This is a genomic window from Stenotrophomonas indicatrix, assembly GCF_002750975.1.
Lineage (GTDB): Bacteria > Pseudomonadota > Gammaproteobacteria > Xanthomonadales > Xanthomonadaceae > Stenotrophomonas > Stenotrophomonas indicatrix.
Map to the genome: position 1 here is coordinate 3,027,014 of NZ_PEJS01000001.1, position 20,552 is coordinate 3,047,565.

Genomic DNA, 20,552 nt, shown 5'->3' on the forward strand with positions numbered 1-20,552 from the left:
TCGCTTTGTCCGCCGACCGGAAACCGCCATGTCCACGCCCCTGCTTTCGCTCTACCACCGCCTGCAGCGCTGGCCTGCCGGTACCTGGCTGTTCTCGCGCGCGGTGTGCTTCAAGGCGCCCTATTTCGCCAGCATCGCCCCGCGCATCACGCGCCTGGAGAACGGCCGCTGCGAGGGCACGCTGGCCGACCGCCGCAAGGTGCGCAACCACATCGGCACGGTGCACGCGATCGCAATGTGCAACCTGGCCGAACTGACCGCCGGGCTGATGGTCGATGCGTCGCTGCCCAAGGGCATGCGCTGGATCCCGAAGGGCATGCAGGTGCAGTACCTGGCCAAGGCGCGCGGCACGCTGCAGGCGACGGCATTGCCGGCGCAGCCGATCGTGGTGGCGACCGAAGGCTATGCGTTGCCGGTGACGGTGAGTGTGCGCGACCGCGCGGGAACGGAGGTGTTCAGCGCGGTCATCGACATGTGGGTGTCGCCGGCGAAGTGATGTTGCCGCGAACGGCGCAGCCCCTCGTGGGTGGATGCTGAAAAGCGGTTCATCGGTTGGGCCGGAGGGGTGGGATGCCCAGGGGACGCCGTGAATACGTCCCTGTAGGCTCGGGCGCGCCATCCATGGCGCTTACGCCCCTGCGCATCCCACCCCTCCGGCCTCTGACAGATCTCTGCGGCGTCCACCCACGCAAGAGAAAAAGAAGAGCAAAAGCAAAAAAGCGGCCCGGCGGCCGCTTTTTTCATGCGCACAGAACCCACGAGCGCAGCGACCTGCTGTTGCTCTTGATCTTCTTTTCTTCTCCGTGGGCTGGCCGCGCACGGAACCTGTCAGGGGTCGGGCGGGTGGGCGGTGCAGGGGCGTTGGCGCCATGGATGGCGCCAACGAGCCTACAGGGGTGAGGGCGCTTTGCTTGCGAAGCATTGCTTCGCGAGCGACCGAACGCACAGCCGCCAGCGGCTGGGCCGGGCCCCGGAGGGGTACTTGCGGCGTCCCCCGCGAACCCAACCCGCCCGACCAACCCCATGACAGCTCTACGCGACCAACCCACGAGGGGCTGTGCCGTTGGCCGGAAATCACGCCAGTGCGCGAAACACCAACGCCAGGATCGCCGGCACCGCCTGGATCATGAAGATGCGTCGGCTCACGCTGTAGGCGCCATAGCACCCCGCCACCACCACGCACATCAGCGAGAACGTCACCAGCACCGGCTGCGCCAGCACCAGCCCCACCACGATGCCCGCCGCCAGGAAGCCGTTGTACAGGCCCTGGTTGGCCGCCAGCACGCGCGTGGTCTCCGCCTTCTCCGGTGAATTGCGGAACGTCTTCAGGCCCAGCGGCCGGGTCCACAGGAACATCTCCAGCACCAGGAAATAAACGTGCAGCAGAGCGACCAGCAGGGTCAGGGCGAGCGCGATCCAGTACATGGGCAGTTCCTTGGACAGGGATGGAGAATGGGGTCGGATCCCTTACCCTGTGGGAAAGGGATCCGACCCCGGAAAATCAACGGTCGCGCGGCAGCTTCTTCTCTTCGCGCAGCACACCGAACGCCGCCAGGGTCATCAAGCCGGCGACGACCACGCCACCGACGAACACCACGTGCGAACCGAACAGCGACAGCCCCTTGTGCAGCCAGGCGAAGGTCAGGTCGGCGCCGCGGTACACCACCGTGTCGATCGCTGCGCCGGCCTTGTAGCGCCACTGCCGGTCCACGCGGGTGTAGATGGTTTCGCGGGCCGGCTTGGCCAGGGCGAACTCGCTGGCGCGGGTCATCACCTGCACCACCGCCACCATCAGCGGCATCGGCGATGCGGCCAGCACCGAGAAGCCGATCAGGATCGCAAAACCGGGAATCAGCAACGCCGGGGCGATGCCGTGGCGCGACAGCAACCAGCGGGTCAGCCCGAGCTGCATCAACAGCGCCAGCGCGTTCACCGCCAGGTCGATGCGCGAGAAGAAGGCGGTGGCAGCGCCTGCATCGTTGAACGAGGCACGTACGATGCTGGCCTGCTGGTTGTACAGCAAGGTGCCGACACCCACGCCGAACACCACCATGATCGCCAGCCAGCGCAGCAGGGGCTCGCGCACGATCAGCTTCAGGCCATCGAGCACGCTGCCGCCCATCGGCTGCTCACCCGACACCAACTGCTGCTCACGCTCGCGCAGCACCGCCCAGTGGCGCAGGCGCCAGATGCACAACAGGCATACGACCAGGAAGCCGGCCGAAACCAGCATCAGGTTGGCGATGCCCACCCGCTGCACCAGCGCACTGGTGATGATCGGGCCGAGGAAGGCGCCAACAGTGCCGGCCGCACCGATGTAGCCGTAGTAGGCCCGCGCCTGCGCATTGGAGAACACATCGGCCATGAAGCTCCAGAACACCGCGACCGCAAACAGGTTGAACACGGTGATCCAGAAGAAGAACGCCATGCCCCGCCCGGGTACGCCGCTGTCGAACAGTGCGTAGAAGCCCAGCAGGGTGGCGATGAAGAAGCCGTACACCGCCGGCAGGAACACCCGCCGCGGGAAGCGGCTGACCAGCCAGCCATAGACCGGCTGCAGCACCAGCATGATCACGAATACGCAGGAGAACAGGAACTGCAGGACGAAGTCCTTCAGGGCGATGCCATGGCTGGCGAACCAGGCGATCAACGCCGCCGGGAACACCGTCTCCAGGTCGGCCGAAGCGGCCATCGCCTCGCGTACCGGCCGCAGCACGTAGTAGCCGCTGAGCAGGCAGAAGAAGTACAGGAACGACCACCACAGCGCCGGCGACTCGCGCAGCGCGGCCAGCAGGCCCTTCAGTGCCCCGCTCTCCCGCGCCGCGCTCACGCGGCTCCCCTCGCCCGCAAACGGCGGTTGGACAGCGGCATGGCAGGCTCCGGGGGCAGTGAAGCGCGTACGTTATCCAATGCACTGCAACATCGCCAGCGCAGGCGGCGCCGATGGCTGCAACGCAGTGTCACGGACTGGCCCGGCGGACACCTTGTGATACACGCTTTTCTGGCGTCAAAAATCCAACTTTTTCAACGAGATGCGCATTCATCTTCGCTTTGTTTGTGCACAGGCGAAAAGCGGCGCTAGAATCATCCCCAGCAGTCGCGCACGGGTTCCAACCGATGAAAAAGAACAGCCTGCGTCGTCCGATCCGTTCGGCGGCCACCGGTTTGCTGGGCATGTTGATGCCCCTTGCCTTGTCCACCACCGCGCAGACCCCGCCGGCGTTGCCGCCGATGCCGACCAACATCGAAACCGCCACCGGTGGCGCCGTCGCTCACACCCAGCCTGCGGCCTACCGCACCGGGCTGGTGCCGCAGGTGCAGTTGCCCGCTGCCGGTTTCAACGTCGCCAACATCGAATCGATGGCGCAGCAGCTCACCTATGGCGAGCGCGTGCCCGGCATGGCAGTGGCTATCGTGCAGGGCGGCCGCGTGCTCAGCGCGCGCGGCTACGGCGTCACCGACGTCAACAACCCGTTGCCGGTCGACGCCCACACCGTGTTCCGTCTGGCGTCGCTGTCCAAGGCCTTCGCCGGCACCATGGCCGGCCTGCTGGTCAACGATGGCACCCTGCGCTGGGACAGCAAGGTCACCGACTACGTGCCGGGCTTCCGCCTGAACTCGCCGGAGGCCACCGACCGCCTGACCGTGGCCGATGTACTCAGCCACCGCGTCGGCCTGCCGTACAACGCCTATGACCGCGACATCGAAGGCAATGCCGAGTACTACGCGCTGACCCAGAAGCTGGCCAACACCAGCCTGAAGTGCCTGCCGGGCGACTGCTACGCCTACCAGAACGTGGCCTTCAGCCTGATCGGCGACGTCGTGTATGCGGCCTCCGGCAGCTTCTACGAGCAGTCGGTCGAACGCCGCATCTTCAAGCCGCTGGGCATGAACGATGCCAGCCTCGGCCTGGCCGGCATCCAGGCCAGCTCGCGCTGGGCGCGCCCGCACGTGCGCAGCCGCAATGGCTGGGTATCGCTGACGCCGAAGCCGACCTATTACCGCGTCGCCCCTGCTGCCGGCGTCAACGCCAGCGCCAGTGACATGGCGCAGTGGTTGCTGGCCCATACCGGCCACCGTCCGGACGTGCTGCCGGCGCCGCTGCTGGCCACGCTGCACTCCAGCCTGATCAACACACCGGGCGAGATGCGTTCGGGCTGGCGCCGCGAACGCCTGCACTCGGCCGGCTACGCGCTGGGCTGGCGCACCTTCGACTACGCAGGTCACGATGTCGTGTTCCATGCCGGCGCGGTGCAGGGCTACCGCGGCCTTGTTGCACTGGTGCCCGAGCGCGACCTCGGCATCGCCATCATGTGGAACGGTGAAAGCGGCCTGCCCAGCGGTCTGCTGCCGACCGTGCTCGACGCAGCCCTCGGCCTGCCGTCGCAGCGTTGGCTGGACGTGGACACCGACTTCGGCAGCGACAACCTGATGGCCGAGGGCGCCACCCCGGCACAGCAGGACAAGCGCAAGGGCAAGGGTGCCTCGGGCAACCGCGCGGTGGCCTCGCCGCGCTGAGCTGGCGAGCTCGACGTTAAGCAGAAGGGCGGCCCTCGGGTCGCCCTTTTTCGTATGCGCTTGCGCGTCTTCCACGTGACGCCAAGCCCTTGCCGTTCGTGCCGGAGGTTAGTGGGCGAAGTAGTGCATTCCGCCATCCACCGGAATCACCGCCCCGGTGATGTACCCCGCCAACGGCGACGCCAGGAACGCAACCAGGTGCGCGACCTCCTCTGGTTCGCCGAAACGCCCCATCGGGATGTTGCGGGCGATGAACTCACGCCGGCTCTCTTCCGTGGGATGCAGCCGATCCAGGATCTGCGCGCTGTTGATCCGCCCCGGCGCGATCGAGTTGATGGTGATGCCCTCGCCCGCCACATCGCAGGACAGCCCCTTGCTCCACAGATGCAGCGCCGCCTTCGCCGGGCTCGCGGCATTCACCGCACGCGGCTCCATCGACCCGCTGAGGTTGATCACACGCCCCCAGCCATTGGCCCGCATCGACGGCAGCAACGCCTGCGTCAGCCGTCGTGCCGCCGAGAAGTTCAGTGCCATCGCCTCGTCCCACACCTCGTCTGCTGCGGCCACCCCGGCCAACCGTGCGCCACCGGCCGCGTTGACCAGGATGTCCACGTGCTGCAGCGCCTGCAGCGAAGCGCTGGCGATGCGCTGCACATCGTCGGCGTCGGTCAGATCGCCCACCAACACGACGGGTACCGGTACACCCGCCGCCTCGATTGCGGCCGCCACAGATTGCAACGGCGCCTGCTGCCGCGCGGTGATCGCCACGCGCACACCCTGCGTCGCCAGTACCCGCGCAACACCTGCGCCGATGCCACTGCCTGCGCCGGTGACCAGCGCGGTACGTCCTTCAAGATCCAATTTCATGTGTTGCCCTGTCAGGTTCTGCCGGCCCATCTGGCCGTGCGGACATGCTCTTTGAACACCCTCGATTGATAAACTCCGGCGAGGTTTCAACATTCAGAACCCGGGGTGTCAGATGAACCTGTTGGAGAGCATGCAGGTCTATGTGCTGGCCGTGGAAAAGGGCAGCCTCAGTGCCGCGGCATCGGCACTGGACATCTCCGCGACGATGGCCGGCAAGCACCTGCGCGCCCTGGAAGAACGGCTGGGCATGCAGCTGTTGAACCGCACGACCCGTCGGCAGCACATGACCGCTTTCGGTGAGGCCTACTACGGCCGCTGCAAAGAGATCCTGCGCCTGGTGGAGGAAACCGATGCGCAGGCCCAGCATCACCATCTGGCACCGGCGGGCACGCTGCGGATCAGTGCACCGGTGATCTTCGGCACGCATGCGCTGGTGCCGGCACTGTCGACCTACATGGACCGCTACCCCGAGGTCAGTGTCGAACTGGTCCTGACCGATCGCGTGGTCGAACTGGCCGATGAGGGATTCGAGGCCGCCATCCGCATCGGCACGCTTGCCGACGCCACGCATCTGGTGGCGCGCCCGCTCAGCCCCTACCGGCTGACCCTGTGTGCATCACCGGCCTATCTCGCACGGCATGGCACGCCGCACAACGCGCAGGAGCTGCAGCAGCATCAATGCCTGTCGCTGGATCCGGCTGCGCTGTCGCACTGGCTGGGCAACGAAGTGGCATTGCCAGCGCCGCCTTCGGGACGGTTGCAGATCAACAACGGCGAAGCGTTGCGACTGGCCGCGCTGCAGGGCCTGGGCATCATCCTGCAGTCGAGCCTGCTGCTGGCAGCGGACATCGATGCGGGTGGCCTGGTCCCGTTGCTGCCGGAACATGGCCGGCGCGGTCGTCCCATGCACGTGGTCTATCCGCACGACCGTTATCACTCGACCCGGCTGCGCAGCTTCGTGGATTTCCTGGTCGAGCGGTTTCCCTGCGACGCACCGGGTGAACGCAGCTGGCCAGGCGCAGGCAGCCCATAAAAAAACCCCCTCCCCGCTGGGCAGTCGGGGAAGGGGTCTCAGGGTACGGCTATCGGGAAGTACTTAGATCAGCGGTGCCGGAGTTGCCGGAAGGGCCACCGGAGCGGCCTTCTTCTTGCGGGCGGCCGGCTTGCGCTTAGCAACCTTCTTGGCAGCCTTCTTCGGGGCAGCCTTCTTGGTCGCCTTCTTCGCAGTCTTCTTCACTGCCTTCTTGGCGGTCTTCTTTGTCGCCTTCTTCACTGCCTTCTTGGCGACCTTCTTGGCCGGCTTGCGGGCAGTGGTCTTCTTGGCGGCTTTCTTGGCAGTCTTCTTGGTGGCCTTCTTGGCTACCTTCTTGACGGCCTTCTTCGCGGTCTTCTTTACGGCCTTCTTGGCAGCGGACTTCTTGGCTACCTTCTTGGCCGCCTTCTTCACTGTCTTCTTCGCCGTGGCCTTCTTGGCGACCTTCTTGGCAGCCTTCTTCACTGCCTTCTTGGCAGTCGCCTTCTTCGCGACCTTCTTCACTGCCTTCTTGGCAGCGGCCTTCTTGGCGACCTTCTTCACCGCTTTCTTGGCGGCGGGCTTTTTCTTCGCAGCTTTCTTGGTTGCCATGGTGATGGCTCCTCGTCAGTGATAGGGAGTTGAAACGCCCAGGTGGATCAAACCCGCCCATGCTGCGTGCGGGGACCGCCGGCGCGTCGGGCGCGCCGTTACGGATGCGGTGATGCCCGCCACGATCGGCGGAGCAGGCATCGGAACAGGGGTCGCCTTGCATTTCTCCGGGGGAAGCGGAGCCATGTCCACCGTCTTGAGGATCGCGGTGGTCTTCGAGGGGCTGCTTCGCATCGGACGATTGATTCTGCGCACTCGGTTTGGCAGGCAAGGTCTGCTGAGGCGAAACCTAATCACGGTTTTTTTTACTGTCAACAACCCCCGCGAAAAATTTTCACATCCGCCGCGTCCCGGAAGCCCTTCCCGCGCCTGCCGATGTTCCTCCGCGAGCGCCGGCAAACACCGCATCGCGCATCGTCGCTGCCATCAACTGGGCACGAACAGCGAAGAAAAAACACTTGAAATAAGCACTCTGCGTCATGTAGGGGCCTGAAGCGGAACGCTACGCGGCGGCGCGGCCATGCATGGCAACGCACGCGCCAACGCCAGCACAACGGACCTGCAACAAGGCCAAAAACTTTTCACATCCGGGCGCGCCGCCGCGGGGGTGGAAACGCGGATTTGCGCAAAACTGCGCACGCCTTTTGCCCGCGCTCAACACCGACTGATGCCATGGCGATGGCATGCGGCGAACCGGCCGGCATAAGTTCGAAGCCTCCTCCAAAACGAAAACGGCCACCCGAGGGTGGCCGTTTTCGTACCGGGGAAACGACGACTCAGTGCTCGTCGTCTTCCAGGCCTTCGGCGTACGCGTCCGGGTCCAGCAGCTCGTTGAGCTCGTCGCTGTTGGACACTTCGACGACGAACATCCAGCCATCGCCGTAGGCGTCTTCGTTGATGGTTTCCGGCTTGTCGGCCAGTGCCGAGTTGACCTCGACGATGGTGCCGCTGATCGGGCTGTAGACGTCGGAGGCGGCCTTCACCGACTCGACGACCGCGATCTGCTCGTTGGCCTTGGCGGTCGCGCCGACTTCGGGCAGCTCGACGTAGACCAGGTCACCCAGCAGGCCCTGGGCGTGGTCGGAAATACCGACGGTCACGCGGCCATTGCCTTCGACACGGGCCCACTCATGGGACTTGAGGAACTTGAGGTCGCCGGGGATCTCGCTCATGGGACTGCTCCAGAGATATGCAGGGGGTGGAAAAAACGGGGCTAGTGTAACCAACCGGCCGCCACTGCTGGCAGTGACGACCGGCATGTTTGGATCAGGCGTCGCCAAGCACGCCGGGCTGGGCCTGGCCTTCGCGCACGAACGGGAACTTGACCACCCGCACCGGCACCTGACGGCCGCGGATGTCGACGGTGACCTGGCCGAGTTCACCGCCCGGCACGCGTGCGAATGCGATGCCCTTGGCCAGGGTCGGCGAGAAGGTGCCGGACAGGATCTCGCCCTGGCCGCCGGCAGTGGTGACCGCCTGGCCATGGCGCAGCACGCCCTTCTCATCCATCACAAGGCCGATCATCTGACGTGCGTTGCCAGCCGCCTTCTGCGCCTCCAGCACGTCGCGGCCGATGAAGTCGCGGCCCTCGTCCAGCGACACCGTCCAGGCCAGCGCCGCTTCGTAGGGGCTGATTGCTTCGTCCATGTCCTGGCCGTACAGATTCATGCCGGCTTCCAGGCGCAGGGTATCGCGCGCGCCAAGACCGGCCGGCTTCACGCCGGCAGCAAGCAGGCGGTTCCAGAACGCGACCACGGCATCCTGCGGCAGCAGGATCTCGAAACCGTCTTCGCCGGTGTAGCCGGTGCGGGCAACGAACAGTTCAACGCCGTCGTCGGACTGCACCTGCAGCGCGGCGAAACGGCCGAGCTTGCCCAGCGACTCACGGTCGGATTCGCGGGCCAGGCCGATGACGATGTCGCGCGCCTGCGGCCCCTGCACGGCGAGGATCGCCAGGTCCGGACGCTGTTCGACCGAGACGTTGAACGGCGCAGCCTGCTCGCGCAGCCACGCCAGATCCTTCTCGCGGGTGGAGGCGTTGACCACCATGCGGAAGAAGTCCTCGCCCAGGTAATAGACGATCAGGTCGTCGATGACGCCGCCCTGCGGATTCAGCATGCACGAGTACAACGCCTTGCCGGTGGCCTTGAGCTTGTCGACCGAGTTGGCCAGCAGGCGGCGCAGGAACGGCTTGACCTGGTCGCCGCGCAGGTCGACCACGGTCATGTGGCTGACGTCGAACACGCCCGACTCACGACGCACCAGGTGGTGCTCGTCCAGCTGCGAGCCGTAGTGGATGGGCATGTCCCAACCCCCGAAATCGACCATCTTGGCGCCAAGGGCGCGGTGGGTATCGTTGAGCAGCGTCTTCTGGGTCATGACCGGGTCCGGCAGCAGAGGAAACAAGAACGCGCATTATCCCAGATCGGTCGGCCGCAGGTCGCGCCGCAGCGCAGCGGGGGGATGTTGGCCGGCCTGCGGCCGGCGGGCGCTTTCTACAAGCCAGGGCGCAAAGCGCAAAGCCGAAGCGCGTCGGCTCTGGGTTCTCTCGGCTTGGTCGGAGCAGCGTGGGCACGCGGGGGACGCCGTAAACCCATCCCTGGGGGCTTGGCCGCCGCATCCATGCGGCGGACACCCCCGCGCGCCCACGCTGCCCCTCCCTTCCGGAGTTCCCGGTGACGGGACGGAAGGCAAGAGCGGTTGTGGATGTCGATACATATATGGAGAGAAGGGTCGGAGCCTTTCCTGCGGAAAGGGATCCGACCCCGGGCACACAGAGCGCAGCGACCGGCGTTTGCTTCCCGCTTTTGATTTCTTTTCCGTGGTCTGGACGCGCACGGAAACTGTCGGGGGTCGGGCGGGTGGGCTGGGCAGGGGTGTCCGCGGCATGGATGCCGCGGCCAAGCCTACAAGGACGTACTTGCGGCGCCCCCCCGCCCCCCCCCCCCCCCCCCCCCCCCCCCCCCCCCCCCCCCCCCCCCCCCCCCCCCCCGGCCGCCCCCCCCCCCGCCGCCCCCCGCCCCCCCCCCCCCCCCCCCGCCCCCCCCTGCACCGCCACCACCCGAACCAGCGTGCCGGCCGGCAACTCCGGCCCACCCACCTGCCACGACGCGTCGTCGATGCTGACCCTGCCCTGTCCGGCAACGATGGCCTGCTGCAAGGGCACCACCCGCCCGACCAGTTGTTCAGCGCGGCGGTTCAGCAGCGGCGCGTCGCTCTGCCGCGCACGCGGCTTGCCCCAGTGCCGGTAGCACTGGATCGACAGCACGCTCAGCACCACTAAAGCGACCACCTGCCACAGCACCGGGATATCGGCGAACACCGCTACCAGCGCGAACACCGCCGCCGCACCGATGCCGATCCACAGCATGAACGCGCCGGGCGCCAGCGCTTCGGCGGCGAACAGCAGCAAGGCCAACGCACCCCAGGCAACGACTTCCCAGCGCATGTCAGCCTCCGATCGGTGGCGGCCGCTTTGCCGGCGGCCGGGTTTCCTGGTTGGACAGGGCCTGCTTGGCCAGCTCGGCCACGCCGGCGATCGAACCAATCACTCCGCTGGCCTCCATCGGCATCAGCACCAGCTTCTGGTTCGGCGACGTGGCCAGTTCCTTGAACGCTTCCACATACTTCTGGGCGATGAAGTAGTTGATGGCCTGGACGTCGCCGTCGGCGATCGCCGCCGACACCACCTGGGTCGCCTTGGCTTCGGCTTCGGCCAGGCGCTCGCGCGCTTCGGCGTCGCGGAATGCGGCCTCGCGCCGCCCCTCCGCTTCCAGCACCGTGGCCTGCTTCTCGCCTTCGGCACGCAGGATCTCGGACTGCCGCGAACCTTCCGCCTCGAGGATCTGCGCGCGCTTCTCGCGCTCGGCCTTCATCTGCCGTGCCATCGCATCGAGCAGGTCGCGCGGCGGCTGGATGTCGCGGATCTCGATGCGGTTGACCTTCACGCCCCACGGGTTGGTCGCATGATCGACCACGCTGAGCAGCTTGGCGTTGATCACCTCGCGCTGGCTGAGCGATTCATCCAGGTCCATCGAGCCGATCACGGTACGGATGTTGGTCTGCACCAGGGCGATCATCGCCACTTCCAGCACCGATACCTCGTAGGCGGCCTTGGCCGCGTCCAGTACCTGGAAGAACACCACGCCATCGACGCGCACGGCGGCGTTGTCCTTGGTGATCACTTCCTGGCCGGGCACGTCCAGCACCTGTTCCATCATGTTCACCTTGCGCCCCACCCCGTAGACGATCGGGATCAGGAAATGCAGGCCGGGCGACATGGTGTGGGTGTAACGGCCGAACCGCTCGACGGTCCATTCATAGCCCTGTGGCACCATCCGCACTGCCTTGAACAGGATGACCACGGCCACGAAGGCCAGCACCGCGCTGAAGAACATGGTCGGGAACATCGCGCTTTCCTTATGGGAGACGTCCGGAGCCCAGCATAGCGCGTGGATGCAGGCGATGCGGGTACCGCACGTTCCAGCCGAAAGCAGCCGGGCGTGGCCCGGCGCTGCAGGATAAACCCGGTCAGATCCGGGTCGTGGCCAGGAAGCGCTCGCGGTCCTGCTGGGTCTGCCGGCGGATCTCGGCCAGCGCCTGGCTTTCGGTCGCCTCCAGCATCGCCTCGAACAGGCGCTGGAAGTGATGGCGCATCGCATTGCGTGCAGCGACGGGATCGCGCGCGCGCAGCCCCTCGAAGATCGCCATGTGCTCGTCGGCGCGGCTGGCACCATCGTCATGGCACACCCGTGCGTAGACCTCGGTCACCCGCGGCAGCTCGCTGCGCATGCGCCAGATCTGCTGCACGAAATACTCGACCACCGGGTTGCCCGACAGGCGGGCGATGGCCAGGTGGAAGCGGCGGTCGTAGTCGCCGGCCTCTTCATCGGTAAGGTCACGACGGCACAGCGCTTCAGCCAGCACCTGCAGCTCGGCGATGCCGGCCTCATCGATATTGCTTGCCGCCAGCGCTGCAGCTTCCGCTTCGAACACGGCACGCGCCGCGGTCAGGTCGAAGGCGCTGATATCGGGCAGCCCGCCGGCAGCCTGGGCCGGGCGCGGCTTCACATAGACGCCCGAACCGATACGGATCGCGATCCAGCCCTGCGCTTCCAGGGCGATTTCCGCCTCACGGATGGTGACCCGGCTGACGCCGAAGCGTTCGGCAAGTTCACGTTCGCCCGGCAGGCGCGAACCCGACGGATATTCGCCATCCTCGATCAGCTTGCGGAGCTTGGCGGCGATGGTCTGGTAGAGACGGTTGGCGGACATGCGGCTGACCCTTGGCGGTTCCCTCCGGGCCCGTCCCCGGCCACCGGGCACGGTGCGGGTCCGGTTGGAGCGACGGCGCGACCATTGGCCGCGCCGCCCTGTTCAGAACTTGTATCGTACACCGAAATACGCGCGCCGCCCGTAGCTCACCACCTCGCGGAAATTCCCGTAAAGCGGCTGGTACGCCACGCGTGGCTCGTCGGTCAGGTTCATCAGTTCCAGCGACAGCGACAGCTGCTTGTTCACCCGGTAACGCAAGCGCAGGTCGACGCTGGTGTTGTCATCGTAGTAGCGGTTCTGCTGCGCCGTGTTGCCGGTGAAGTCCTGGTAATAGTGCGAACGGAACTTGCCGATGGCCTGGATGTTGAAGCGGCCCACATCCCAGTAGAGGGAACCGGACAGCACATGCCGCGAGAAGCCGCTCAGGCCGGCCGGCGGAACGATGGCCGGAATGATCGATCCATCGGCGGCCAACTGCTCGCCCAACCGCGAATCCTGCGTCTGGTAGTCGGCGTCGGCATAGTTGTAGCTGACCTTGAAGCCGAGGCCATCGAACGGCTTGGGCAGGTACGAGAACCGGTGGGTGGCACTGAGCTCGATACCGGTCAGGGTGCTGTCTTCATCGGTGGTCACCTGCTGGCGCACCGGCACGGTCACCGTCTGTCCGTTGAGGGTGTAGGTCTCCGGCACCAGCGCGGTAGCGGTGCCGCCGTTGAACTGCTTCCAGTACACCGCACCGGCCAGCAGCGTATCCGGGTTCGCATACCACTCAAGCGAGACATCGCCGTTCCAGGACATCAGCGGCTGCGCAGCCGGATTGCCGCTGGCACTGATGTCGTCCAGCGCGTCGGCCAGGCCGGTATAGGTGGCATCGCTGCTGACATTGATGGTTCGCCCGGCACCGAGTGCGGCGATGTCCGGGCGTGACATCGCCCGATACGCGCCCACCCGCAGCAACAGGTCCGGCTTCAGCTCGAACGCGGCATTCAGGCTTGGCAGCAGCTTGTCGTTGCCCGCCTTGAACACCTGGGTGGTGAAATCACCAGTGGGTTGCAGGCGGATCGTGCCGTCGCCGTTGTCGATGACCGCCAGGTCGGTGCGCACGCCTTCCGAACGCACGTCGGTCTTGACCCAGCGCAGGCCGACATTGCCGGTGACCGGCAGGCCGAACAGCGTGCTGCTGAATTCACCCATCAGGTACAGCGCGCGGGTTTTCTCGGTCACATCGACGTTGTTCGGGTCCTGGAAGTCCGGGTCCAGGCCACTGTCGCTGGTGCCGCGGAAGGACTCGTAGAGGCAGCTGGGATCGAAGTACGCCCACGAGGAGATCGTATTGCCGCTGGCCGCATCCATGAAGTCGTCCTGCGGGAACGGTGCACGGCAGGCACGGTTGGCGGCAATGATCTTCGCCTTGTCGGCTGCTACGCGCTGGTCGTAGTCGGTCACCAGGGTGTTGTCGCGCAGGCGGTAGTCGGCCTGGCTGGCGCGCACGCCGCCCTTGATGCGGGTGAAGAAACCGGACTCGGGCATGAAGCTGGCATCGAAGCGGCCGGCCTTGATCTTGTGGTCGTTCTCGGTCGCGCTGGAGGTCACCCGCGCTGCACCGGTGTAGGCATCCCAGTTGTTCGGGTCGAAGTTCGGCGCCAGCGCCACGCTCGGCACCTCGCCATGCCAGTCCCAGTCGTAGTCGACATAGCCGGTGGCGCCGCTGCTGATGCCCGGCACGATGGCGTTGTTGACGTCGCGCTGGTTGGCGCGCAGTCGGGTCATGCGCTCGCTGTCCAGGCGGTTGGTATGCGAATAGGAAAGATCGGTGGACAGCTCCCAGGCCGGGCTCGGACGCAGGATCAGGTTCAGGCCACCACCGGTGTACTCCTCGCCGCGCCAATAGCGGTTGGAGGTTGAATCGATGGAGGTGCTGCCATGCAGGTGACGGACGATGCCGTCCTCGTCCACGTCACGCTGGGTGATGCCGCGACGTGCGTTGGACAGGCTCAGGTCGCTGCGGTCCTCGTCCCAGTTGCGCTCGGTATGTTCGAAATCGAGGTTGACCTCGACCACGTCGTTGGGCCGCCATTGGATCGCCGCGAATTCGCTCTGGCGGTCATTGCGTTCCTGCTTCAGGCGATAGATGCGGCTGCTCGGCACCAGGTAGTACGGCGCGCCGTTGGCGATGGCCTGGGCGCTGACTTCATTGCAGTTGGCATTGGCCACGTTCTGCCTGCCATCGCAGGCATACCAGGTGGAGCCGCTGGTGATGCTCTCCTCCGGATCGGTGCCCTCCAGCCGCTGGATGCCCAGCGAGATGCCGAGCTTCTGGCCGTTGCCGAATTCGAACTGGTCGATGTAGCTGGCGGTACCGCGATAGCCGATGCCATCGTCGTCGCGGTACTTCTTGTCATACTCGGCCCAGCTGCCGCGCAGATCGATCTGCGCCGAGCGCTTGCCGTACTCCAGCGGCTTGACCGTTTCCAGCCCGATGGTGCCGGCGACACCGCCTTCGATGATGTCGGCACGCTGGGTCTTGTAGATCGCCACCGTATTGATCAGCTCGGCCGGGAACATGTTGAAGTTCACCGAACGGTCGCCGCTGCCGTTGGTGATCTCGCGGCCGTTGAAGTTGGTGCTGCTGAGGAAGGCGCCGAGACCACGGATCGAGATTTCCGACGCGCCGGTCTTGTCGCGGGTCGAGGCGGCACCGGTCAGCGTTTCGATCGCATCGGCCAGCGATGGCGCGGGCAGGTCGCCGATGTCATCGGCCGACAACACATCGGCGATCACCGTGTCTTCGCGCTTCTTGTTGATCGAGCTCTGCATCGATTCGCGGATACCGGTGACCTGGACCTGGTCCAGGGTGGTGGCGTCCTGCCCGGAACCGCTGCCGGCAGACTGCGCCTGCACGGCCGGTGAAGCCGCCAACGCAGCGAGCAGTGCCACGATCAGCGGTGTGGGTGACAACGATGTACGACGTACAACTCCGGCTGGTTGCCGCATGGTTTTCCTCCTCCCAAAGGATCGCCCGGACGGTAGGCGTGGGACGCAGCTTCGACACGCCGACACAGAAATGTCAACCAACTGGACTGGATTTTTCGTAATACCTTTGATTCAGACCGGTTGCCCAGCATTTCATGTGCTGATGCAGCATGACTTTGCGCGCAACGTGGCTTACAACACACCTACCAAGTGGTATGCACACCCACTCCGAAACCGCGGCATCGCCGTCTCTGGAAGGACTTCATGCGCATTCAACCGACTTCGCACCGCCTTTCGAAACCCACCCTTGGATATTGCCTGGCGATTGGACTGGCAACCTGCCTGACCAGTTTTCCGGCGAATGCTGCAAGCTGGCTGGTCCATGATGCCGCCGAGTTCGCCACCGCCGCTGCCGCACTGCAACCCGGCGATGAAATCGTGCTGGCCGATGGCACCTGGACCGATGCGCGCCTGCTGCTGAAGGGCCAGGGCACCACCGCCGCACCGATCGTGCTGCGCGCGCAGACGCCGGGCAAGGTGATCCTCAGCGGGGGGTCGGACCTGCGCCTGGCCGGCAGCTACCTGCAGGTCTCCAACCTGGTATTCCGCAACGGCTACACCCCGGGCGACGCCGTGGTGGCGTTCCGCGAGTCGAGCAAGGCAGTGGCCAGCCACAGCCGCGTCACCGGCCTGGTCATCGATGACTACAGCAACCCCGATGGCAGCGACCAGGACTACTGGGTGTCGCTGTATGGCAGCAACAACCGCCTCGACCACAGCCAGCTGCGCGGCAAGACCAACGCTGGCCCGACGGTGGTGGTGGTGCGCGATGCCACCCAGGGCCTGGACAACCAGCACCGCATCGACCACAACTGGTTCGGCCCGCGGCCAGCGCTGGGCGTCAATGGCGGAGAGACGATCCGTGTAGGCACCAGCGACACCTCGCTGAGCGATTCCAACAGCACGGTGGAGAACAACTGGTTCGAGGGCTGCGATGGCGAGACCGAGATCGTCTCCAACAAGTCCGGCGGCAATACCTTCCGCGGCAACGTGTTCTATCGTTCGGCCGGCGCGCTGACCCTGCGCCATGGCAACGGCAACCGGGTGGTCGACAACCTCTTCCTCGGCGACGACAAGGCCGGCACCGGCGGCGTGCGCATCATCAATGCCGACCAGACCGTCAGCAACAACTACTTCGAACGGCTGGCCGGCTCCAGCAACCGCTCGGCACTGGCGGTGATGGATGCACAGGCCAATCCGCCGTTGTCCGGCTACGCGCCGGTGGTCAACGCGACCATCAGCCGCAACACCTTCGTCGACGTGGCGAAGATCAGCTTCGGTGTGGGCCATGACGAAACCAAGGGCATCGTGGTCGCCGCCAGCAACAGCCACTTCAGCGGCAACCTGATCGTCAACCGCACCAGCAAGAATCCACCGAATGCGGCCAGTTCGCTGGCCGGTATCGCCTTCAGCAACAACGTGCAGTCGCCGCAGGCCAGCAGCGTGTTCCCGGGCGGGGTGAGCAGCGCCAGCATTACCCTGCAGCAGGCCGCCAGCAGCCTGTGGGTGCCGGCAACGCCCCTGCCCACCCTCGGCGCCGATCCGGCGCTGGCAATGACCCCGCGCGAACAGACGGGGGTGGACTGGTATCCCAAGGTGGGCGAGGTTGCCCTGTCACGCACCAGCACCGGAGTTGATCGATGAGGTTGCAGCCGCTGTCCCTTTGTTCCCACCGTCTGGCGCTCGCCCTCGCCCTGGCCGCTCCCTTCACCCTGTTGCCGACGGCACCGCTGCATGCGGCACCTGCCGCAGCCGCGCGACAAGGCGATACCGCGCCGGTACTGGTGACCGCCGCGCAGTGGCAGCAGATGGCCAGCGAAGGCAGCCGCTATCCGTGGTTCGCCAAGGAACAGGCGCGTACGCAGAAATCGCTGCAGAAGATGATGAAGGCCGGCATCGACGTGCCGGTGCCGAAGGACAAGGGCGGCGGTCGCACCCATGAGCAGCACAAGCGCAACTACCAGGCCCTGCTGGCCGCCGGCACCCTGTACCGGCTGACCGGCGACAAGGCCTATGTCGCCTATTCGCGCGACATGCTGCTGCAGTACGCCAAGCTCTACCCGACCCTCGGCCCGCATCCGGAAGGACGCGGGCAGATTCCCGGCCGGGTGTTCTGGCAGGTGCTCAACGATTCGGTCTGGCTGGTCAATGCCATCCAGGGCTACGACGCGATCCGCGATGCGCTGTCGCCGCAGGATCGGCAGACCATCGAATCGCAGGTGTTCCGGCCGATGGCCGAGTTCCTGGCCAGCGAGCCGAAGAACTACGACCAGATCCACAACCACGCGACCTGGGCGGTGGCTGCCACCGGCATGACCGGCTACGTGCTGCGTGATCGCGAACTGGTGGAGAAATCGCTGCGCGGCAGCCGCAAGGATGACCAGTTCGGTTTCCTGCGGCAGATCGACCTGCTGTTCTCGCCCGATGGCTATTACGAGGAAGGCCCCTACTACCAGCGCTATGCGCTGGCGCCGTTCCTGCTGTTTGCCAACGCGATCGAACGCAACGAGCCGCAGCGGAAGATCTTCGCGCGCCGCGACGGCGTGCTGCTGAAGGCGGTGGACGTGCTGGTGCAGACCAGCTACGACGGCCTGTTCTTCCCGATCAACGATGCGATCCTGGACAAGGGCATCGATACCGAAGAGCTGGTGGCTGGCATCGGCATCGCCTATGCGCAGGCCGGCGATGACCGTCTGCTGTCGGTCGCCCAGCAGCAGAAACGCCTGCTGCTGTCGCCGGAAGGGCTGCAGGTGGCGCAGGCGTTGGCAGCCAACAAAGCCAAACCGTTCGACTACCGGCCGATGCTGCTGCGCGACGGCCCGGACGGTGAACGCGGCGGCCTGGCGATCCTGCGCATGGGCGGCGAACGCGGCCAGGCGCTGGTGCAGAAGGACACCATGCAGGGCATGGGCCACGGCCACTTCGACAAGCTCAACTGGCTGTTCTACGACAATGGCAACGCCGTGGTGACCGACTACGGCGCGGCGCGCTTCCTCAACGTGGAAGCCAAGCGCGGTGGCATCTATCTGGCCGAGAACCGCAGCTGGGCCAAGCAGACCGTGGCCCACAACACGCTGGTGGTGAACGAGCAGAGCCACTTCAAGGGCGACTGGAAGCGCGGTGAGGAACTCGCCCCGCAGGTGCGCTTCTTCCAGGCCGACGCAGATACCCAGATCGCCTCGGCGACGATGCGCGATGCCTATCCGGGCGTGGTGTTCACCCGCACCCAGGCACTGCTGCGCCACCCCGAACTGGGCCTGCCGGTGGTGCTGGACCTGCTGCAGGTGCACGGCGACAAGGCTGCACGCTACGACCTGCCGCTGCACTTCAACGGCCATATCGTCACCACCGGTTTCGAGGCCGAGCATTTCCCCGCCCAGCGCCCGGTGCTCGGCAGCGACAACGGCTACCAGCACCTGTGGCTGGACGCACGCAGCAAGGCCGGCAGTGAGCCGCGCACGCTGGCGTGGCTGCTCGACGGACGCTTCTACACCTACCGCTTCGGCAGCAGCGCGCCGGCGCAGGCGTTGCTGGTGGAGAGCGGTGCCAATGATCCCGAGTTCAACCTGCGCCGCGAACCGGCGCTGCTGCAGCGCGTGGAAGGACAGAAGGATGTGACCTTCTTCAGCGTTCTGGAGCCGCATGGCGAGTACAACGGCACCGCCGAGTACGTGCACGGTGCCGACAGCCGCATCAAGCAGATCATCCGCACCCGCGGCAATGATGCCGAGGTGCTCGAGCTGCGCCTGGCCAGCGGCGCCCGCATCGCACTCGGCGTGGCCGACGACAGCGACGCGAAGGGCGAACACAGCGTGACGGTGGATGGCCATGCCTACCGCTGGAGCGGCAGCCATGCGCGCATGGACCGCAGCAAGGGTGAGGCACGATGAACGGCCCCTCGGCCGTGGCCACGCTGCGCAAGGTGCCGGTGCGCTCGGCCGTGCGCTGGCTGATCGTCGGCCTGATCGCGGTGGCCACGGTGATCAACTACATCGACCGCAATGCACTGGCGGTGATGTGGCCGGAGATCGCCAGGGAAGTCGGCGCGACCAAGGACGATTACGCACTGCTGGTGACCGTGTTCATGCTGTTCTATGCCGCCGGCCAGTTCCTGTTCGGGCGCCTGTTCGACATGATCGGGACGCGGCTGGGGTTCGCGTTGTCGATCAGTGTGTGGTCGATCTCGATCGCGCTGCATTCGGTCACCCACTCCATGCTCTCCTTCAGCGTGGTGCGGGCGATGCTGGGCATCAGCGAAGCCGGTGCCTGGCCCGGCGCGGTGAAAGCCAATGCCGAGTGGTTCCCCGCGCGTGAGCGTGCCCTCGCACAGGGCATCTTCAACGCGGGCGCGTCCATCGGTGCCATCGTTTCGGCACCGGCCATCGCCGGCCTGTACCTGTGGCTTGGCTGGCGCGGCACCTTCGTGCTGGTCGGTGCACTTGGCTTCCTGTGGCTGCTGCCATGGCTGTTCGTCTATCGCGCCGGCCCGGACAAGCATCCGTGGGTGAGTGACGCCGAGCGGCGCCTGATCATGGAAGACCAGGCTGGCCAGCAACGCGTGGATGCACCGAAGGTCAGCGTGCGTTCGCTGCTGGCCCACCGGCAGAGCTGGGGCATGCTCGCCTGCCGTTTCCTGCTGGATCCGATCTGGTGGCTGTTCGTGTCGTGGCTGCCGATCTATCTGGCCGAGACCTTCGGCTTCGACATCAAGCAGATCGGCCTGTTCGCCTGGGTGCCCTTCGTCGGCGCCATGCTCGGCAGCCTGAGCGGCGGCTGGCTGTCGGGGCGCCTGATCAATGCCGGCCAGAGCGTGGACCGTGCGCGCAAGCTGTCGATTTCGCTGGGCTGCGTGATCATGGCACCGGCCCTGCTGGGCGCGGTACTGGCCAACCAGCCGCTGTTTGCGGTGCTGGCGATTGCAGCAGTGCTGTTCGGTTTCCAGATCGCCATCGGCAACATCCAGACCCTGCCCGGCGATCTGTTCGATGGCCGCTCGGTGGGCACGCTGGCCGGTCTCGGCGGCCTGGCCGCGGTGGCCGGAACGTTGATCACCACCTGGCTGGTGCCGGTGCTGACCCGCCATTCCTATGCACCGATCTTCATCCTCGTCGCCGCACTGGTGCCGCTGTCGCTGGCCGCACTGTGGTGGTGGACCGGACCGATCCACAAGCTCGACCGCACCGACGGTTGAGCCCCCATTCCCTCGCATTCCCCCGCAAACCAAGGAGTTTCCCGC

General features: G+C 66.0%; 16 protein-coding genes and 1 pseudogene. 7 read left to right on the forward strand and 10 right to left on the reverse strand.

Translation table 11 applies throughout. From position 1 onward, the window contains the following. Positions 1-28: 28 nt before the first annotated feature. On the forward strand, positions 29-496 hold the full coding sequence (locus tag CR918_RS14020; RefSeq protein WP_025877801.1) for a hotdog fold domain-containing protein: 468 nt from the start codon (positions 29-31) through the stop codon (positions 494-496). Positions 497-1,074: 578 nt separating this feature from the next. Here the strand turns inward: CR918_RS14020 and CR918_RS14025 are convergent. Both CR918_RS14025 and CR918_RS14030 read right to left on the reverse strand, forming a co-directional pair. Beyond that, positions 1,075-1,425, reverse strand: a complete 351-nt coding sequence (locus tag CR918_RS14025; RefSeq protein WP_099843349.1) for a DUF1304 domain-containing protein — start codon at positions 1,423-1,425, stop codon at positions 1,075-1,077. A gap of 76 nt (positions 1,426-1,501) precedes the next feature. After that, positions 1,502-2,830 (reverse strand): NTP/NDP exchange transporter, encoded by a 1,329-nt coding sequence (locus CR918_RS14030; RefSeq protein WP_099843351.1) that lies wholly within the window; start codon positions 2,828-2,830, stop codon positions 1,502-1,504. Positions 2,831-3,117: 287 nt separating this feature from the next. Here CR918_RS14030 and CR918_RS14035 point away from each other — a divergent pair, with 287 nt between their 5' ends. Further along, entirely contained in the window at positions 3,118-4,518 is a 1,401-nt protein-coding gene (locus tag CR918_RS14035) for a serine hydrolase domain-containing protein (RefSeq protein ID WP_099843353.1), read from the forward strand. A gap of 108 nt (positions 4,519-4,626) precedes the next feature. On the opposite strand, the gene CR918_RS14040 is transcribed toward CR918_RS14035, so the two are convergent. Beyond that, on the reverse strand, positions 4,627-5,385 hold the full coding sequence (locus CR918_RS14040; RefSeq protein ID WP_099843355.1) for an SDR family NAD(P)-dependent oxidoreductase: 759 nt from the start codon (positions 5,383-5,385) through the stop codon (positions 4,627-4,629). A 112-nt stretch (positions 5,386-5,497) separates the two neighbouring features. Here CR918_RS14040 and CR918_RS14045 point away from each other — a divergent pair, with 112 nt between their 5' ends. Further along, positions 5,498-6,418 carry a LysR family transcriptional regulator gene (locus CR918_RS14045; RefSeq protein WP_099843357.1) on the forward strand — a complete coding sequence of 307 codons (921 nt, stop codon included), beginning with the start codon at positions 5,498-5,500 and terminating at the stop codon, positions 6,416-6,418. Between the two features lie 63 nt (positions 6,419-6,481). On the opposite strand, the gene CR918_RS14050 is transcribed toward CR918_RS14045, so the two are convergent. Then, complete coding sequence (locus tag CR918_RS14050; RefSeq protein WP_025877789.1) at positions 6,482-7,009, reverse strand: hypothetical protein; 528 nt, start codon at positions 7,007-7,009, stop codon at positions 6,482-6,484. Between the two features lie 112 nt (positions 7,010-7,121). Here CR918_RS14050 and CR918_RS21065 point away from each other — a divergent pair, with 112 nt between their 5' ends. Next, positions 7,122-7,502 carry a hypothetical protein gene (locus tag CR918_RS21065; RefSeq protein WP_133119689.1) on the forward strand — a complete coding sequence of 127 codons (381 nt, stop codon included), beginning with the start codon at positions 7,122-7,124 and terminating at the stop codon, positions 7,500-7,502. A 283-nt stretch (positions 7,503-7,785) separates the two neighbouring features. Here the strand turns inward: CR918_RS21065 and gcvH are convergent, their stop codons facing one another. The 6 genes and pseudogenes from gcvH to CR918_RS14085 all read right to left on the reverse strand — a co-directional run bounded on the left by gcvH (position 7,786) and on the right by CR918_RS14085 (position 15,277). After that, complete coding sequence (gene gcvH, locus CR918_RS14055; protein WP_059064838.1) at positions 7,786-8,181, reverse strand: glycine cleavage system protein GcvH; 396 nt, start codon at positions 8,179-8,181, stop codon at positions 7,786-7,788. A 94-nt stretch (positions 8,182-8,275) separates the two neighbouring features. After that, the gene (gene gcvT / locus CR918_RS14060; protein ID WP_099843359.1) at positions 8,276-9,388 is read right to left on the reverse strand and encodes a glycine cleavage system aminomethyltransferase GcvT; all 1,113 of its coding nucleotides are present in this window, start codon (positions 9,386-9,388) and stop codon (positions 8,276-8,278) included. 664 nt (positions 9,389-10,052) lie between these two features. Further along, a pseudogene (locus CR918_RS14070) lies at positions 10,053-10,457 on the reverse strand (NfeD family protein); the annotation flags it as partial. Between the two features lies 1 nt (position 10,458). Further along, positions 10,459-11,418, reverse strand: coding sequence for an SPFH domain-containing protein (locus CR918_RS14075; protein WP_025877782.1), 960 nt, complete (start codon positions 11,416-11,418; stop codon positions 10,459-10,461). Between the two features lie 121 nt (positions 11,419-11,539). Beyond that, a complete protein-coding gene (locus CR918_RS14080) occupies positions 11,540-12,283 on the reverse strand; it encodes a FadR/GntR family transcriptional regulator (protein ID WP_025877780.1) in 744 nt (247 codons plus the stop codon). Between the two features lie 102 nt (positions 12,284-12,385). Beyond that, positions 12,386-15,277: a TonB-dependent receptor gene (locus tag CR918_RS14085; RefSeq protein ID WP_099843361.1), complete on the reverse strand. Its 2,892-nt coding sequence runs from the start codon at positions 15,275-15,277 to the stop codon at positions 12,386-12,388. A gap of 243 nt (positions 15,278-15,520) precedes the next feature. Here CR918_RS14085 and CR918_RS14090 point away from each other — a divergent pair, with 243 nt between their 5' ends. The 3 genes from CR918_RS14090 to CR918_RS14100 are packed head-to-tail and all read left to right on the forward strand — an operon-like array spanning position 15,521 to position 20,507. After that, positions 15,521-16,960 carry a polysaccharide lyase 6 family protein gene (locus tag CR918_RS14090; protein ID WP_099843364.1) on the forward strand — a complete coding sequence of 480 codons (1,440 nt, stop codon included), beginning with the start codon at positions 15,521-15,523 and terminating at the stop codon, positions 16,958-16,960. Next, positions 16,957-19,206 (forward strand): oligoalginate lyase, encoded by a 2,250-nt coding sequence (locus CR918_RS14095; RefSeq protein ID WP_080150480.1) that lies wholly within the window; start codon positions 16,957-16,959, stop codon positions 19,204-19,206. The genes CR918_RS14090 and CR918_RS14095 overlap by 4 nt, the downstream gene beginning before the upstream one ends. Next, positions 19,203-20,507, forward strand: coding sequence for an MFS transporter (locus CR918_RS14100; RefSeq protein WP_033831792.1), 1,305 nt, complete (start codon positions 19,203-19,205; stop codon positions 20,505-20,507). Before CR918_RS14095 ends, CR918_RS14100 begins: the two co-directional genes overlap by 4 nt. The last annotated feature ends 45 nt before the right edge of the window (positions 20,508-20,552 follow it).

What these genes read in the sequence shown, in the direction of transcription:
- CR918_RS14085 (WP_099843361.1), bottom strand. Translation starts at nt 15,277, where the DNA reads ATGCGGCAACCAGCCGGAGTTGTACGTCGTACATCGTTGTCACCCACA.
- gcvT (WP_099843359.1), bottom strand. Translation starts at nt 9,388, where the DNA reads ATGACCCAGAAGACGCTGCTCAACGATACCCACCGCGCCCTTGGCGCC.
- CR918_RS14040 (WP_099843355.1), bottom strand. Translation starts at nt 5,385, where the DNA reads ATGAAATTGGATCTTGAAGGACGTACCGCGCTGGTCACCGGCGCAGGC.
- CR918_RS14080 (WP_025877780.1), bottom strand. Translation starts at nt 12,283, where the DNA reads ATGTCCGCCAACCGTCTCTACCAGACCATCGCCGCCAAGCTCCGCAAG.
- CR918_RS14100 (WP_033831792.1), top strand. Translation starts at nt 19,203, where the DNA reads ATGAACGGCCCCTCGGCCGTGGCCACGCTGCGCAAGGTGCCGGTGCGC.
- CR918_RS14045 (WP_099843357.1), top strand. Translation starts at nt 5,498, where the DNA reads ATGAACCTGTTGGAGAGCATGCAGGTCTATGTGCTGGCCGTGGAAAAG.
- CR918_RS14090 (WP_099843364.1), top strand. Translation starts at nt 15,521, where the DNA reads ATGCGCATTCAACCGACTTCGCACCGCCTTTCGAAACCCACCCTTGGA.
- CR918_RS14050 (WP_025877789.1), bottom strand. Translation starts at nt 7,009, where the DNA reads ATGGCAACCAAGAAAGCTGCGAAGAAAAAGCCCGCCGCCAAGAAAGCG.
- CR918_RS14035 (WP_099843353.1), top strand. Translation starts at nt 3,118, where the DNA reads ATGAAAAAGAACAGCCTGCGTCGTCCGATCCGTTCGGCGGCCACCGGT.
- CR918_RS14095 (WP_080150480.1), top strand. Translation starts at nt 16,957, where the DNA reads ATGAGGTTGCAGCCGCTGTCCCTTTGTTCCCACCGTCTGGCGCTCGCC.
- CR918_RS14075 (WP_025877782.1), bottom strand. Translation starts at nt 11,418, where the DNA reads ATGTTCCCGACCATGTTCTTCAGCGCGGTGCTGGCCTTCGTGGCCGTG.
- gcvH (WP_059064838.1), bottom strand. Translation starts at nt 8,181, where the DNA reads ATGAGCGAGATCCCCGGCGACCTCAAGTTCCTCAAGTCCCATGAGTGG.
- CR918_RS14025 (WP_099843349.1), bottom strand. Translation starts at nt 1,425, where the DNA reads ATGTACTGGATCGCGCTCGCCCTGACCCTGCTGGTCGCTCTGCTGCAC.
- CR918_RS14020 (WP_025877801.1), top strand. Translation starts at nt 29, where the DNA reads ATGTCCACGCCCCTGCTTTCGCTCTACCACCGCCTGCAGCGCTGGCCT.
- CR918_RS21065 (WP_133119689.1), top strand. Translation starts at nt 7,122, where the DNA reads ATGCCCGCCACGATCGGCGGAGCAGGCATCGGAACAGGGGTCGCCTTG.